The 15278-nt window shown below is 47.5% G+C and carries 16 protein-coding genes; 1 reads left to right on the top strand and 15 read right to left on the bottom strand.

What is annotated here, in order from left to right; all coding sequences use genetic code 11:
* Window positions 1–13 precede the first annotated feature (13 nt).
* The 3 genes from pcrB to CHH91_RS10770 form a co-directional block, all read right to left on the bottom strand.
* Entirely contained in the window at window positions 14–703 is a 690-nt protein-coding gene (pcrB, locus tag CHH91_RS10780; protein ID WP_095223611.1) for a heptaprenylglyceryl phosphate synthase, read from the bottom strand.
* 138 nt (window positions 704–841) lie between these two features.
* Window positions 842–1834, bottom strand: a complete 993-nt coding sequence (locus CHH91_RS10775) for a Gfo/Idh/MocA family protein (RefSeq protein WP_095223443.1) — start codon at window positions 1832–1834, stop codon at window positions 842–844.
* Between the two features lie 14 nt (window positions 1835–1848).
* Window positions 1849–2151 carry a YerC/YecD family TrpR-related protein gene (locus CHH91_RS10770; RefSeq protein WP_095223442.1) on the bottom strand — a complete coding sequence of 101 codons (303 nt, stop codon included), beginning with the start codon at window positions 2149–2151 and terminating at the stop codon, window positions 1849–1851.
* A gap of 163 nt (window positions 2152–2314) precedes the next feature.
* Between CHH91_RS10770 and CHH91_RS10765 the strand changes: the two genes are divergently transcribed.
* Complete coding sequence (locus tag CHH91_RS10765) at window positions 2315–2581, top strand: YgaP family membrane protein (protein ID WP_095223441.1); 267 nt, start codon at window positions 2315–2317, stop codon at window positions 2579–2581.
* A 38-nt stretch (window positions 2582–2619) separates the two neighbouring features.
* On the opposite strand, the gene purD is transcribed toward CHH91_RS10765, so the two are convergent.
* From purD to purE, 12 genes are read right to left on the bottom strand one after another with little or no spacing between them, the layout of a single operon-like run.
* Window positions 2620–3873, bottom strand: coding sequence for a phosphoribosylamine--glycine ligase (gene purD / locus CHH91_RS10760; protein ID WP_095223440.1), 1254 nt, complete (start codon window positions 3871–3873; stop codon window positions 2620–2622).
* An 18-nt stretch (window positions 3874–3891) separates the two neighbouring features.
* Entirely contained in the window at window positions 3892–5418 is a 1527-nt protein-coding gene (gene purH, locus CHH91_RS10755) for a bifunctional phosphoribosylaminoimidazolecarboxamide formyltransferase/IMP cyclohydrolase (protein ID WP_095223610.1), read from the bottom strand.
* Between the two features lie 5 nt (window positions 5419–5423).
* A complete protein-coding gene (gene purN, locus CHH91_RS10750) occupies window positions 5424–5996 on the bottom strand; it encodes a phosphoribosylglycinamide formyltransferase (RefSeq protein WP_095223439.1) in 573 nt (190 codons plus the stop codon).
* Window positions 5993–7018, bottom strand: a complete 1026-nt coding sequence (gene purM / locus CHH91_RS10745) for a phosphoribosylformylglycinamidine cyclo-ligase (RefSeq protein ID WP_095223438.1) — start codon at window positions 7016–7018, stop codon at window positions 5993–5995. The genes purN and purM overlap by 4 nt, the downstream gene beginning before the upstream one ends.
* Window positions 7019–7028: 10 nt before the next feature.
* Window positions 7029–8441 carry an amidophosphoribosyltransferase gene (gene purF, locus CHH91_RS10740; RefSeq protein WP_095223609.1) on the bottom strand — a complete coding sequence of 471 codons (1413 nt, stop codon included), beginning with the start codon at window positions 8439–8441 and terminating at the stop codon, window positions 7029–7031.
* Window positions 8417–10639 (bottom strand): phosphoribosylformylglycinamidine synthase subunit PurL, encoded by a 2223-nt coding sequence (gene purL, locus CHH91_RS10735; protein WP_095223437.1) that lies wholly within the window; start codon window positions 10637–10639, stop codon window positions 8417–8419. Before purL ends, purF begins: the two co-directional genes overlap by 25 nt.
* Complete coding sequence (purQ, locus tag CHH91_RS10730; RefSeq protein ID WP_095223436.1) at window positions 10623–11306, bottom strand: phosphoribosylformylglycinamidine synthase subunit PurQ; 684 nt, start codon at window positions 11304–11306, stop codon at window positions 10623–10625. Before purQ ends, purL begins: the two co-directional genes overlap by 17 nt.
* Window positions 11303–11554: a phosphoribosylformylglycinamidine synthase subunit PurS gene (purS, locus tag CHH91_RS10725; RefSeq protein WP_095223435.1), complete on the bottom strand. Its 252-nt coding sequence runs from the start codon at window positions 11552–11554 to the stop codon at window positions 11303–11305. The genes purQ and purS overlap by 4 nt, the downstream gene beginning before the upstream one ends.
* Window positions 11551–12264 (bottom strand): phosphoribosylaminoimidazolesuccinocarboxamide synthase, encoded by a 714-nt coding sequence (gene purC / locus CHH91_RS10720; protein ID WP_095223434.1) that lies wholly within the window; start codon window positions 12262–12264, stop codon window positions 11551–11553. Before purC ends, purS begins: the two co-directional genes overlap by 4 nt.
* A 25-nt stretch (window positions 12265–12289) precedes the next feature.
* Window positions 12290–13585 carry an adenylosuccinate lyase gene (purB, locus tag CHH91_RS10715; RefSeq protein WP_095223433.1) on the bottom strand — a complete coding sequence of 432 codons (1296 nt, stop codon included), beginning with the start codon at window positions 13583–13585 and terminating at the stop codon, window positions 12290–12292.
* The gene (gene purK, locus CHH91_RS10710) at window positions 13582–14709 is read right to left on the bottom strand and encodes a 5-(carboxyamino)imidazole ribonucleotide synthase (protein WP_095223432.1); all 1128 of its coding nucleotides are present in this window, start codon (window positions 14707–14709) and stop codon (window positions 13582–13584) included. Before purK ends, purB begins: the two co-directional genes overlap by 4 nt.
* On the bottom strand, window positions 14696–15187 hold the full coding sequence (purE, locus tag CHH91_RS10705) for a 5-(carboxyamino)imidazole ribonucleotide mutase (RefSeq protein ID WP_095223431.1): 492 nt from the start codon (window positions 15185–15187) through the stop codon (window positions 14696–14698). Before purE ends, purK begins: the two co-directional genes overlap by 14 nt.
* Window positions 15188–15278 lie beyond the last annotated feature (91 nt).

Here is a 15278-nt window from a genome sequence, read left to right as displayed (position 1 = left end):
GTTTGCACCGCCTTTATTTCTTCCCTTTTACTGCTGCCACTGTCTTCAGGGCAGCCTTTATATTATCATACACGCTGTTTCCGACAATAATCACATCAGCATATTGCTTCATCTCTGCTGCCTGCTCCGGGGAAGCGATGCCGCCTCCATAGAATAGCAACGTATTGGAAAGCTGATTTTTCACCTTGCTTACAAGTGCAGGATCTGCATACGCTCCGCTGTTTTCCAGATAAAATATCGGGAGCTTGTACATATGCTCCGCCATATACGCATAAGCAACGGTGTCTTCTTCGGTTGGCAGCTCGCATTGGGTATGTGTGAAAACCTTCGCTTCCGGATTGATGACACAGTAGCCTTCCATCATGATTTCATCCCAGTGCATCATATCCCGATACGCCTTGACTGCTTCATGATGCAGCCCCATGATCCATTGCTTATCCTTGCTGTTCATCACCATCGGCACATAATAAAAATCGTAACCAGGTGTCAGCGCATCTATCGTGCTGATCTCCAGAATCACCGGAACTGTGTGGCGGCGAATCCGCGCGAGCAAATCAAGTACACCATCAAGCGTCACATTATCTGTACCGCCGACAATGATAGCGTCCGTACCGGATTCACAGATTTTCTCCAAATCTTCGTCACCGATTTCCTTAGCCGGATCAAGCTTGAATATATGTTGCCACTCTTTCATGTTATACACGTGCATATCCTCCATTACTTGCTTCCATAACGTCCATTATAGCAAAAATCGACTTGATAATTTAGTGGTTAAGGCTAGGAAATACGAAGAGTTTACGAACGAAGAAAGCCCGGCAACCAATTGCCAGGCTTTCTTTTGTCATTGAATCCGATCTGCCGGGAAAATCAAGCCAAACTGACTTCGCGCTTTCTCCATGATTTCCGCTACAGCCAGCGCCAGTTCATGTGTGTTGATACTTGATTCCCGTTTTCCTGATTGAATCAGGTTCACGAATTCCTCTATCTCATATCTCATGTTATTGTCGTTATCCTGCGGACCGCTGATGGTTTCCTCTGTGCTATCGTGGTATTGGATCGAAACGTTTTCAAAATGACCGATATGGTCGATCCTGATGGTCGCATCTTCTCCTTGGATTTCAGATGGTAAAGTAGAGCTGGTAATTTTCGAATAGTAAACAACCGCCTCCATTCCATCATACGTCAGCGTTATTGTCGCTTGGCCATCCACGCCGGACTCAAGCAAAGTTCCGCTCGCCTTGATTTCCTTCGGCTTACCGAACAGTGCAACAAGCGGATACAAGCAATAGATCCCGATATCCATCGTAGCTCCATTACTAAGTTCCGGATTGAACGCATTCAGAATCGTCCCTTGTCGATAAGCATCATAGCGGGATGAGTACTGACAAAGCTGTGCCACATATCTGCGTACCGTTCCGATTTTCGATAAATTCTGCTGAACGGCATGGAAGTTCGGCAGAAACGTCGATTTCATCGCTTCCATCAGCAACACATCGTGCTGCTTTGCCGTTTGTATCAGATCATTCACTTCCGCAGTATTGGAAGCAAGCGGCTTTTCACATAAAACATGAACACCATGCTGCATGAAGATCTTCGACTGTCCCGCATGCAAAGCATTTGGACTCGCAATATAAACGGCATCGATTTCTCCGCTCGCCGCCATTCCTTCAATGTCGGTGAACGTATGTACTGCTTTGTGCTTACTAGCGAATTCCTCCGCCTTTTCTAGCTTACGTGAGTAGACGGCCGTCAACTCGAAGTTTTCGACCTTTTTAGCTGCTTCCAGAAAAATTTCTGTAATCCAGTTCGTTCCGACAACACCAAAGCGTACCATCCAATGTCAGCTCCTTAGTCTTCTGTTTTTTCTTCCAGACGCTCAAGTACCGTATTATAACCCTCATTACCATAATTAAGACAGCGTTTCACGCGGGAGATCGTCGTTGTCGATGCACTCGTTTCCTGGACGATTGCATGATATGTCGCTCCAGCACGAAGCATCTTCGCCACTTGAAGGCGCTGTGTAAGAGATTGTATTTCGCTGATTGTCGCAATGTCGTCGAAGAAGCGATAGCATTCCTCGATATCCTTTAATGAAAGAATCGCCTCAAATAATTCATCTAAATGCTCACCACGGAGCTTATCAAGCTGCATGCAGCTTCCCTCCCCCATACGCACGGATGTGCTTCTTACCTTATCTTTTATCATACATCATCTGAGCGGATTTGCGTAATACGACGTGCATTGGAATTTTATACTAGCATAAACGCTGAAAGCAGCAGGGAAACTAAGACCACAAAAGGAAGGGGGGCTACAATTGAAACCTAATATGGGGATAGTACAAGCGATGATCCGAATTACTGCTGGAATCAGCATCGTCGGATATGCAACAGCTGTTCTTGTGACAAGACCGAGGAAGTTATCCGCCCATTTAGCCTTGCTGGCAGGCGCAATGAAAATTGCGGAAGGAATCGTACGCTATTGCCCAAGTATGACCATCATCAATCAATTTTTGCATAAACAGGATTCCCAAGATCAAGAGCAAGATTCCCAGGGGAAAGAAAAGGATTCCCAAGGAGAATAAAAAAGAAGAACTGGCCCGTATACCAGTTCTTCTTTCCTTTATTTCCCGAATCCAATATCAGTCCGATAGTGGAAATTCGGATTATCTTTAAAAATTTCAAGTCCTGTTTTGACACTTTCCACCGCATCCGTGCGATTATGGTGTACAGAGCCGATGAACAAGATGCGGCCTCCGTTGGAAAGATAACCGTCTGCCGTTTTTTCCGTACCGGCGTGGATACAGTAAACGTCCTGCGGCAGCTCTGTTAAGTCAGGAATTGGAAGCTGCTTGTCATAGCTTCCTGGGTAGCCGCTTGCAGCGATGACCGTTCCGGTAGCGTAAGCATCCTTCCACGTCAGCTTAGGATCTTCGCCAGCTGTTACATCCTGCATGACCTGCAGCAAATCATTCTCCAATAGCGGGAGGATGACCTGTGTTTCAGGGTCTCCGAAACGGGCATTGAATTCAATCACTTTTGGTCCGTCTGTTGTTTCGATAAGACCGGCGTACAAAACACCTGTAAAAGAACGGTCTTCTTTCACAAGTCCAGCAGCAGCAGGCTTCAGAATACGTTCGATTGCTTCATCAATCACTGTCTGCCGTAAATCAGGAATTGGTGCATATGCACCCATACCGCCTGTATTCGGGCCCTGGTCATTATCGTAAACGCGCTTATGGTCACGAGCAGGCACAAGCGGATAAACATTTTCCCCATTGACGAAAGCCATTAGAGAAAATTCCTTGCCATCAAGGAAATCCTCGATAATAACAAGGCTGCCCGCTTGGCCGAACTGGTTGTCGACCAGCATGCTTTCTACAGCTTCCTGCGCTTGCTCAACTGTCTGGGCAACTACGACACCTTTACCAGCAGCAAGCCCATCTGCTTTCACAACGATCGGTGCACCTTTTTTCGCAATATATGCTTTTGCTTTATCTGCATCAGAGAAAGTCTCACTGGCTGCAGTAGGGATAGCATGTACACGCATAAAGCTTTTAGCGTAATCCTTGCTTCCTTCGATCAAAGCAGCTTCCTTTGTTGGTCCGAATACATTCAAGCCTTCCTGTTGGAAAGCGTTGACGACACCAGCAAGCAACGGAATTTCCGGGCCGACAAATGTCCAGTCGATTTGTTCTTCCTTAGCAAAATGGACCAGGTCTTCCACAGCTGTTACATCAATCGGCACACAAGTGGCCAAGTCGGCTATACCGCCATTACCTGGTGCTGCGTATAATGCCGTTACCTCAGTACTTGAAGCTAGCTTAGCGACGATACTATGCTCGCGGCCGCCGCTGCCTATAACCAGAACTCTCACAATGTCTCCCCCTGACAATTAGTGCTTGAAGTGGCGCATATCTGTGTAAACCATAGCAATATTGTGCGCATTGCATACAGCTACAGAATCCTCGTCACGTTTTGATCCGCCTGGCTGGATGATAGCTGTCACACCAGCTTTCACTGCCGCTTCGACTGTATCCGGCATCGGGAAGAATGCATCCGATGCGAGCACCGCACCTGCTGCTTTCTCACCAGCCTGCTCCAAGGCGATTTTAGCAGCTCCAACCCGATTCATTTGTCCTGCCCCGACACCGATCGTCTGATCATCCTTTGCCACAACGATGGCATTGGATTTCACATGCTTCACAACTTTCCAGGCGAAGAGAAGATTCTTCATTTCGTCTTCTGTCGGCTTTCGGTCAGTCGCAACAGTGAGATCCGCTTCTGTTACAGCACCTGCATCATAATCCTGTACAAGCAGACCGCCGCTTACGCTGACGACCTTTTTCGGTTGTCGGATTTTATCTGCAGCAAGCTCCAATAAACGGATGTTTTTCTTCTCCGTCAATAAAGCCAATGCTTCTTCTGTGAAGCTTGGCGCGATGACAATCTCAAGGAAGATCTCCTTCAGCTGCAATGCCGTATCTTTATCGACTTCACCGTTCAAAGCAACAATACCGCCAAAAATAGATGTCGGATCTGCTTCAAATGCTTTTCGGAAAGCATTCGAAATAGTTTCTCCGATACCGACACCGCAAGGGTTCATATGCTTGACTGCAACAGCAGCAGGCTCTTGGAACTCCATGACGATCTCCAGTGCTGCATTCGCATCCTGGATATTATTATAAGAAAGCTCCTTGCCATGCAGCTGCTTCGCATTTGCGATGGAAGCACCTTTGACGATTGGATCCTTGTAGAATGCCGCTGCCTGATGCGGGTTTTCCCCATAACGCAAGGATTGGACTTTTTCATATGTCAGTGTCAATGTTTCCGTATCATGCTCTTCATTCAACTCAGCAAAATAACCCGCTATCATCGCATCATAGTTTGCTGTATGGCGGAATACCTTACCTGCTAAGCGGCGTTTCGCTTCATAAGAAAGCTCACCCTCCTGTAATGCAGACAATGTCATGTCGTAATCTTCTGGATCAACTAGGACAGTGACACCAGCAAAGTTTTTGGCTGCCGAACGAAGCATGGTCGGTCCGCCGATGTCGATATTTTCGATGGCATCCGCTTCTGTAACACCTGGCTTCTCAATCGTATTTTTAAACGGATAGAGATTCACCACGACCAAATCAATTGGCGTGATGTCGCGCTCCTTCAGCTGCTGCATATGGCTTTCGTCATCTCTTCTAGCTAACAAACCGCCGTGTATGGCTGGATGAAGCGTCTTTACACGTCCGTCCATGATCTCATCAAATTTCGTTACGTCAGACACCGCTACAGCTGGAATGCCTGCTTCTTGAAGCTGTTTCAAAGTGCCTCCAGTCGAAATGATGTCATAATCCAATGCTGCCAATCCTTTGGCAAATGGGATGATACCTGTTTTATCTGATACGCTGATTAACGCACGTGGCATTGCAGTCATTCCTTTCTACCTTGTTCTTTGAGTATGTACGAAATCGTTTCCGGATAAAGGCGGTGCTCAATTGCTTGGATTCGCTGATGCAAGGTTTGATGTGTATCATTTTCCAGGACCGGAACTGCTTCTTGGGCAATGATATTTCCAGTATCCATTCCCGCGTCAACGAAATGAATCGTCACTCCGCTCACCTTCACACCTGCAGCCAAGGCTTGTCCGATCGCATCCTTGCCGGCAAATGCAGGCAGCAGCGACGGATGGATGTTCAGGATACGCTCTGGATATGCCTCCAGCAGAGTGTGTCCGATCAAGCGCATGTAACCCGCCAGAAAAATCCATTCAATCTGTTTTTCCTCCAGCTTAGTAAGGATAGCTTGTTCATAGGCTTGCTTATCTTTAAAGGCTTTCGGATCGCAGACAAAAATCTCCGCTTCCCACTCTTTTGCTTTTTGTATAACAGGTGCTTCCGGTTTGTCACAAACAAGCAGCTGGATTGTACAAGGTAATTCGGCAGCCTGCACAATCGCTTCTGCGTTGCTGCCGCTGCCGGAAGCAAAAACGGCAGCTGGAATCATGCGGAAAACTCCACGCCTGTCTTATCCGTCACGTCACCGATGATCCAAGCGCTTTCGCCAAGCTCCCGCAGAATGGAAACTGTTTCTTCTGCATCTTCTTTAGAGACAATTAGTGCCATACCGATTCCTGTATTGAAAACACCGAGCATATCCTCAAAGACTAGCTCTGCCTTTTCCATTAGGAATTCATAGACAGCCGGCAGCTCCCAGCTTCCAGTCTGTATCCGGACTCCAAGATCCTCTGGCACTGCGCGCGGCAGGTTTTCATGGAAGCCGCCGCCAGTAATATGAGAGATACCATGGATATCAATCTTCTCTTGGACAGCACGTACTGCTTTTGCATAGATTTTGGTCGGTTCAAGCAGGATTTCTCCTAATGGACGATCAAATGGCGCGTACACTTCGTCCAGTCTCAGACCATGCTGCTCAATCAGACGGCGCACTAGAGAGAAGCCGTTGGAATGCAGACCACTGGAAGCAATCCCAATAATCGCATCTCCTGCTTTAACATCAGCACCGCTGATCAGCTTCTCCTTTTCCCCAATACCTACGACAAAGCCCGCCAAGTCATATTCTTCTGCTCCATACATACCTGGCATTTCAGCTGTTTCGCCGCCTATCAATGCAGCACCTGCTTCAACACAGCCATCAGCAATACCTTTGACAATCTGTTCGATCTTCTCCGGTTCATTTTTGCCGCAGGCAATATAATCAAGGAAAAACAACGCTTGTGCACCTTGAGCGATGATGTCATTCACACACATAGCGACAAGGTCGATTCCTACCGTATCATGCTGATCCATATCAAAAGCCAGCTTCAGCTTCGTACCAACTCCATCTGTTCCGGAAACAAGTACCGGTTCTTTATAGGAGAAAGACGACAAGTCAAACAGTCCTGCAAACGCACCGACACCCCCGATCACTTCCGGTCGGTTCGTACGATTGATATGTTTCTTCATTAAGTCTACTGCGCGATAGCCTGCTTCGACATCCACGCCGGCTTGCTTGTAAAGTTCGCTCATGCTTGCCCTCCTAACATTTGTACGCCGGAAGTACGGTATCCGGGTAGATTTCAGTTGGATAGTTTCCTGTAAAGCATGCCTTGCAAATACCATGTGTCATCGTATCGTTGTCACCAACGATGCAATCTTCCAGACCCTCGACTGATAGGAAAGATAATGAATCTGCTTCGATCAACTCACGCATCTCTTCAATGCTGTGATTAGCCGCAATCAGCTCTGATGTCGTCGACGTATCAATACCGTAAAAGCATGGATTTTGAATCGGAGGAGAAGCGATACGCACATGCACTTCGGTTGCACCAGCTTCCTTCAGCATCCGGACAATCCGTTTGCTTGTCGTTCCGCGCACGATTGAGTCATCAACCATGACGACGCGTTTTCCTTCGACAATACCGCGTACAGCCGATAACTTCATTTTTACACCCTGTTCACGAAGTTCCTGGGAAGGCTGGATGAAGGTACGGCCAACATAGCGATTCTTGATCAAGCCAAGCTCATATGGAATGCCAGAAGCCTCTGAAAATCCGATAGCCGCTGAAATACTTGAATCAGGAACACCTGTTACAACATCCGCTTCAATCGGGGCTTCCTGCGAGAGCACTTTCCCCATCTTTTTACGGGAAGCATGCACGTTCTGGCCATTCAAATTGGAATCCGGGCGAGAGAAGTAGACATACTCCATGGAACAAAGCGATCTTTCAAGAGTGGAAGAAAAACGCTGCGTATGAAGACCAGCATCACTGATTGTTATCAATTCACCTGGCTCCACTTCACGTACATATTCCGCTCCTGTAACATCAAATGCACATGTTTCAGAGGAAACTACCCATGCATCACCAAGGCGGCCAAGTGACAACGGACGCAATCCCTTCGGATCGACAGCTACGAACAGCTGTGTTTCAGTAAGGATTGTAAGGCTGTAAGCACCTTTGACCATACTGAGAGCCGACTTGATTGCCTCTTCCAGTTCTATCTGACCGCTGCGCTTGATCAGATGGGCAATCACCTCTGTATCAGAAGAAGTCTGTAAAATGCTGCCCTGTGCTTCCAGCTGCTGCTTCAGTCCATATGCGTTAACGAGGTTTCCGTTGTGTGCGATTGCCAGGCTATCTTTCTGGGAGCGGAACAGCAACGGCTGTACGTTTTCATAGCCTCCGCCGCCAGCAGTGGCATAGCGGACATGGCCGATTGCTGCATTGCCGTTCAGCTTGTTGAACTGTCCTTCGGAGAATACCTCATTGATCAGGCCGATTCCTTTGTGCAAATGAAGGTTTTCCCGGTCAGTCGTGACGATACCGGCTCCCTCCTGCCCGCGATGCTGCAAGGCATGAAGGCCGTAGTACGTCACTTCTGCTGCTTTCTCATGTCCCCATATCGCAAAGACGCCGCATTCCTCATTCAAGCCTTTGATTTCAGCAAGCATGGAATAGCTCCTTTCCAAAGTGCCTCGAGTGTCGGTACTGCTTCTGAGATGATGGATCGTCCATCTTGTTCAATTACAAGCTCTGCTTCTTCTGTTACCAAACCAATTTGCTTTGCTCCTGGCACTGCCTGTTCGAAAGCTGCCTGGTTTTCTGGAGAAACCGTCAAAAGGAAGCGTGACTGTGATTCACTGAAAAGCGCTGCCGTCATATCACCGTCGATTGTTACCTTAGCACCAAGCTCTGTACCGAATAGACTTTCTGCCAATGCAACAGCAAGACCGCCTTCTGCGAGATCATGTGCAGATGCTATGAATCCTCGCTGAATGCTAGCTAGTACTGCTTGCTGGTTGCTCGCTTCCACATCTAGATCAATAGCAGGTGCTTTACCGTAATAACGTCCTTCCAGTACATTCTGCAGCTCGCTTCCGCCGAATTCAGCCTTCGTTTCACCTAGTAGATAGATAGCATCACCAGCTTGCTTGAACTGGCTTGTCGTTACATGCGCCAGGTTCTCTACCAAGCCGACCATTCCGACGATAGGTGTCGGGAAAATTGCTTGCTGATTCGACTCGTTATAAAGCGATACGTTACCGCTGATAACTGGCGTTCCCAATGCTAAACATGCAGCGCTCATACCATCAACGCTTTTTTCCATTTGCCAGAAGTTCTCTGGTTTATCCGGGTTTCCAAAATTCAAGCCATCTGTCAGCGCAAGCGGCTTCGCACCTGAACTGATGATATTACGAGCTGCTTCTGCCACAGCAATCTTGCCGCCAGTTTCTGGATCCAGATAAATATAGCGGGAATTACAATCTGTCGTCATTGCAATTGCTTTCTCTGTTCCGCGTACGCGCACGATTGCCGCATCACTTCCAGGTGCGACGACCGTACTTGCACCAACCATGGAATCATATTGATCATAAACCCATTCTTTGCTGGCAATCGTCGGCTGCTGCAAAAGCTGCTTCAGCGTCGCTGCATGATTCATGACAACTGGCTTATAATCGATAGACTGGAATTCTGTGTAATAGTCAGGTACCTTTGATTCTTTGTAATAAACTGGTGCATCCTCAGCCAAACTATCTACCGGAATCTCTGCTGCAACTTCACCATGATGCAAAAGACGGAACTGTTTGTCATCCGTTACAGTACCTACAGCAACCGCTTGTAGTCCGTATTTTTCGAATACTTCGATGATGCCCTGCTCTTGGCCTTTCTTCACGACAAGCAGCATGCGCTCCTGGGATTCAGACAGCATCAATTCATATGGCGTCATGTGCTGTTCGCGCTGCGGTACAAGATCAAGGTTCATTTCCATACCCATACCAGCTTTACTCGCCATTTCACTTGCACTTGATGTCAAACCAGCTGCGCCCATATCCTGGATACCTACAAGTGCTTCATGCTGGATCACTTCCAAGCAAGCTTCGATCAAAAGTTTTTCCATGAATGGATCACCTACCTGAACAGAAGGACGTTTTGATTCAGATTCTTCGCTCAAGTCTTCTGATGCAAACGTTGCACCATGGATACCATCACGTCCAGTTGGAGCACCTGCGTAAATAACTGTATTACCAACACCAGCAGCAATCCCTTTTTGGATATCCTTTTGGTCGATCAAACCGACACACATTGCATTGACGAGCGGGTTGCCTTCGTAGCTAGCATCAAACTGAATTTCTCCGCCAACAGTCGGTACACCGACACAGTTACCGTAGCCAGCAATGCCGTGGACAACTTCCTCAAGCAAATATTTAACACGCGGTGTCGTCAGGTTACCGAAACGCAAGCTATTCAGTAGTGCAATTGGCCGGGCTCCCATCGAGAATACGTCACGAATGATACCGCCAACTCCGGTCGCTGCGCCTTGGTAAGGCTCGACAGCAGATGGGTGGTTATGACTTTCGATTTTAAATACAACCGCTTTGTCATCACCGATATCGACAATTCCGGCACCTTCACCTGGTCCTTGCAGGACATGCGGTCCTTCCGTTGGGAATTTGCGCAATAGCGGCTTGGATGTTTTGTAGCTGCAATGCTCGGACCACATAACGGAGAAAATGCCTGTCTCTGTGAAATTCGGCTGTCTGCCAAGGATATTCTTTACAGATTGGAATTCCTCATCTGTCAATCCCATATCTCGGTACAAACGATCCTGTTCGATTTTTTCCGGACTGATTTCAGCTTGTTGTAACATACATTTCCCTCCAGTGTTGTAGTACGGATTGGAACATTGCAAGTCCATCGCTTGAACCGAGCAGATCCTCGACAGCTCGTTCCGGGTGAGGCATCATGCCTAGCACATTACCTGCTTTATTGACGATTCCGGCGATATCAGCCCGAGAACCATTCGGATTGTTCTTGTAAGTAAAAACAATCTGATTATTTTGCTTCAACTCTTCCAGTGTTCTATCGTCACAATAGTAATTTCCTTCACCATGGGCAATCGGAATTTGAATTAGCTCGCCTTTTTCATAGCCGCTTGTGAACATCGTATCGGCTCTTTCGACAACAAGGGTTTCGTAATGACACATGAACTTCAGCTTTTCATTCCGCAGCATTGCACCCGGCAGCAAGCCTGTTTCCAATAAGATCTGGAAGCCATTGCACACACCAAGGACGGGCGTGCCTGCTTCTGCCTTTTGCTTTATTTGGTTCAGCACATCGGACACAGATGCGATGGCTCCGGAGCGAAGATAATCACCGTAGCTGAATCCGCCCGGAAGCAAGATAGCATCATAGTCTGTCAGATTCGCATTTTCATACCATACTAGATCCGCTTCTTCTCCTAAACCGTCTTTGACCGCATGGTACATATCCCGGTCACAGTTGGAGCCTGGAAAGACGATGACAGCAAATTTCACGAGTGTATACCCTCCTCGACTGTATAGCTGTATTCTTCCATGACAGGATTGGCTAGCAGCTTATCACACATACGCTGTACTTCCAGTGCTACATCCGCTTCATCCGGCAGTGTCATTTCGATGTACTTTCCGACACGAGTATCTGCTACATCCGGGAATCCATTTGCCTGCAATGCTTCCTGTACAGCCTTACCTTGCGGGTCCAAAACCCCTTCTTTCAGCGTGATAAAGATTTTTACCTTTTTCATTTTGCTGCCTCCAGTCGATTTAGAATTGCATCATATACGTCGATCAAGCTACCAAGGTCTTCACGGAATACATCCTTGTCCATCTTGCCGCCATTCTCCTTGTCCCAAAGCCGGCATGTATCCGGGGAAATTTCATCAGAGAGAAGAATGGAGCCGTCTTGGTCACGGCCGAATTCCAGTTTGAAATCGACCAGCTGCAGACCTACTCGGTCAAAGAACGTCTGCAGATGCTGGTTGACCTCCAATGCTGCTTGCTTAATATAAGCAAGTTCTTCTTCATTCACATCCGTCAGCAGTAATGCATGTGCATCATTGATGATCGGATCATCCAAACTATCATCCTTATAGTAAAGCTCTGTCAAAACGGGTTGGAAAACGGTCTTCTCCGGAATACCAAGCCTTCTCGTAATGCTTCCTGCTGCAACATTCCGAACGACTACTTCGAGCGGTACGATCGTCGTCTTTTTCACAAGCTGCTCTGTCTCGCTGAGCGGCTTGATGAAATGCGATGATATGCCCTGCTTCTGCAAGTATTCAAAAATATGGGTCGAGATAAGATTGTTGTAGCGGCCTTTTCCTTCAAAGCTTGCTTTCTTCTTGCCATTGAATGCTGTTGCATCATTTTTATAAGACAGCACGAGCTCTTGCTCATTTTCGGCTGATTGAAACACTTGCTTGGCTTTTCCTTCGTACAGCAATTTCCCTCTCACATTCTCCACCCCGTTTGTCAAAGTATTATTCTAATCCGATCTTATGGAAAATCTGATCTACATTTTTCAAGTGGTACGTATAGTCGAAGCAGTCATCAATTTCTTCCTGGCTAAGGAAGGCAGAGATTTCGGTTGTTGCTTCGATGAGCTGTTTGAATTGTGTTTCTGTCTCCCACGCTTCCATCGCTTTCGGCTGAACGATATCGTACGCTTGTTCACGGCTCATGCCTTTATCAATAAGTGCAAGCAATACACGCTGGGAGAAAATAACGCCGTAGGTCCGATCGATGTTACGCTTCATGTTTTCAGGGAAGACCGTTAAATTCTTCACGATATTGGAGAAGCGGCTCAGCATATAATCAAGCGCGATTGTCGCATCCGGCAGGATGACACGCTCTGCAGATGAATGGGAGATATCGCGTTCATGCCAAAGAGCAACGTTTTCGTAGGCTGTGACCATGTGACCGCGGATCAGGCGTGACATACCGACCATGTTCTCAGATCCGATTGGATTACGTTTATGCGGCATTGCAGAAGAACCTTTTTGACCTTTGGCGAAGAACTCTTCCACTTCACGCGTTTCAGTTTTCTGAAGCCCGCGGATTTCAGTCGCGAATTTCTCGATGCTAGTTGCGATCAATGCCAGAGTGCCCACATATTGTGCATGTCGGTCACGCTGCAATGTTTGCGTGGATACTGGTGCCGGCTTCAAGCCTAGCTTCTTCGTAACGTATTTCTCCACATACGGATCGATATTCGCATATGTACCGACCGCACCCGAAAGCTTGCCATATTGAATCGTGTCAGCTGCAGCGTCAAAACGCTCCAGATTACGTTTCATTTCTTCATACCATAACGCCATTTTCAAACCGAAAGTCGTTGGCTCGGCGTGCACGCCATGTGTACGTCCCATCATGACAGTATGCTTATGTTCCTTCGCTTTAGCTTCCAAGATCTCGATGAAATTGACGATGCCTTTACGGATGATTTGGTTGGCCTGCAGCAAAAGATACGATAAAGCAGTATCTACTACATCCGTGGATGTCAGGCCGTAATGCACCCATTTCCGCTCTTCGCCCAATGTTTCGGATACAGCGCGAGTGAAGGCAACCACATCATGACGTGTTTCCTGCTCGATTTCCAAAATGCGATTGATATCAAAGGATGCATTTTCGCGCAATGCTTTTACATCGGCTTCAGGGATGATGCCTAGGTCACTCCACGCTTCGCATGCTAAGATCTCAACCTCAAGCCAAGCCTTATATTTGTTTTCATCCGTCCAGATGCTACCCATTTCTTCTCTTGTATAACGTTCAATCATGCTTTGTTTCCTCCTAGTGATCGTGTAAAAGCGTCGCTTTCATCCAGCAGGGTCTTACGTGACGTCCCAACCATTGTGAAATGCCCCATTTTCCGTTTTGGCTTTGCTTCTTGCTTGCCGTAGTCATGGATATGGGCTAGTGGTCTGTCAGGCTGCTGCCAATACTGGTCCAGCTCTTCTCCTAATAAATTTATCATAACGGCGGCCCCGATAAAATGGACCGGCAAAAGCGGCAAACCACATACTGCTCGGATATGCTGCTCGAATTGCGATACCGTACAAGCTTCAATTGTATAATGACCGGAATTATGCGGTCGCGGCGCCACTTCATTCATATAAAGCTCATTACCCGAGACGAACATCTCGACGGTAAAGGTACCGACAACTCCGGCTGCTTCCGCCAGCTTGCCAGCAGCGTTACGTGCTTGCTCGGCTACCTCGTTCGTAATGCTGGCAGGTGCGATAGTCCGATAAAGGATGTGATCTCGGTGTTCATTTTCTGCTGCCGGGAAATACGTTATCTCTCCATCCTGGCCTCTTGTCAGTACAATCGATATCTCCTTATCGAATGTTAGCCATGATTCTACAATGCAGCGTCCATTCTGCCGAACGAATGCAGCAGCTTCTTGCAGGTCTTCCTTAGATTCCAGTTTTAGCTGTCCTTTGCCATCGTATCCGCCTCGGCACGTTTTTACGACCGATGGAAAACCGATTTCCCTAACCGCTGTCAGCAATTCCTTCTCGTCTGTCACTATCGTAAAAGGCGCTACTGGAAGATCCAGTTCTTTCATCAGATTCTTTTCATTTGCTCTATCTCGACTGATTTCCAATAGAAGGGAACCTTGCGGGAGCTTTCCCTTTTCCTCCAGCAGTTTAGCTGCATCCAAATCGACATTTTCGAATTCATAGGTGACAACATCGCTTAAGCTCTCTAGTTTTCGGATAGCGTCTCTATCATCATAGGGTGCTTCGATATGCAAGTCCGCTACCTGTGCAGCTGGACAATCATGCGCCGGGTCGAGGACAATGATTCGATATCCCATATGCTTTGCGGCTGTCGCCATCATGCGGCCGAGCTGCCCGCCCCCAAGGATACCGATAGTGATGATATTATTTGGTCGCAAGCTGATCCCTCATTTCTGCTACTTGTTTCTTCATACCTTGCTGATAAGCAGTCAGGCGCTCAGCAATTTGTTTGTTATGAGTGCCGAGGATTTGGGCCGCCAGGATACCGGCATTTTTAGCTCCTGCTTTTCCGATTGCTACTGTAGCTACCGGAACACCGCCTGGCATCTGAACGATAGAGAGCAAAGAGTCCATCCCATCAAGTGCTTTTGTCTGTACTGGTACTCCAATCACAGGCAACGTCGTTTTACTTGCTACCATACCTGGCAGATGAGCTGCACCGCCTGCACCGGCAATGATCACCTTCAAGCCTCTTTCTCTAGCATTCGCTGCATAATCAAACATATCCTCAGGTGTCCGATGAGCTGAAATCACTTCTTTCTCAAAAGATATTTCCAGCTCTTCCAAAAGCTTGCACGCATGCTCCATTGTCTCCCAATCAGAGATGCTGCCCATGATGATTCCAATCTCTGCCATCCAAATCCCTCTTTCCTCTTTTTGCCGTAAAAAAAGCCTATTCACCTCTCCCGCTAACTGAGAGAAGACGAATAGGCATACGATGTCGTAG

Source organism: Virgibacillus sp. 7505, from assembly GCF_002272135.1.
GTDB lineage: Bacteria > Bacillota > Bacilli > Bacillales > Amphibacillaceae > Terribacillus.
Note: the sequence above shows the minus strand (reverse complement) of the source record. Positions and strands in the feature narration are given on the sequence as shown.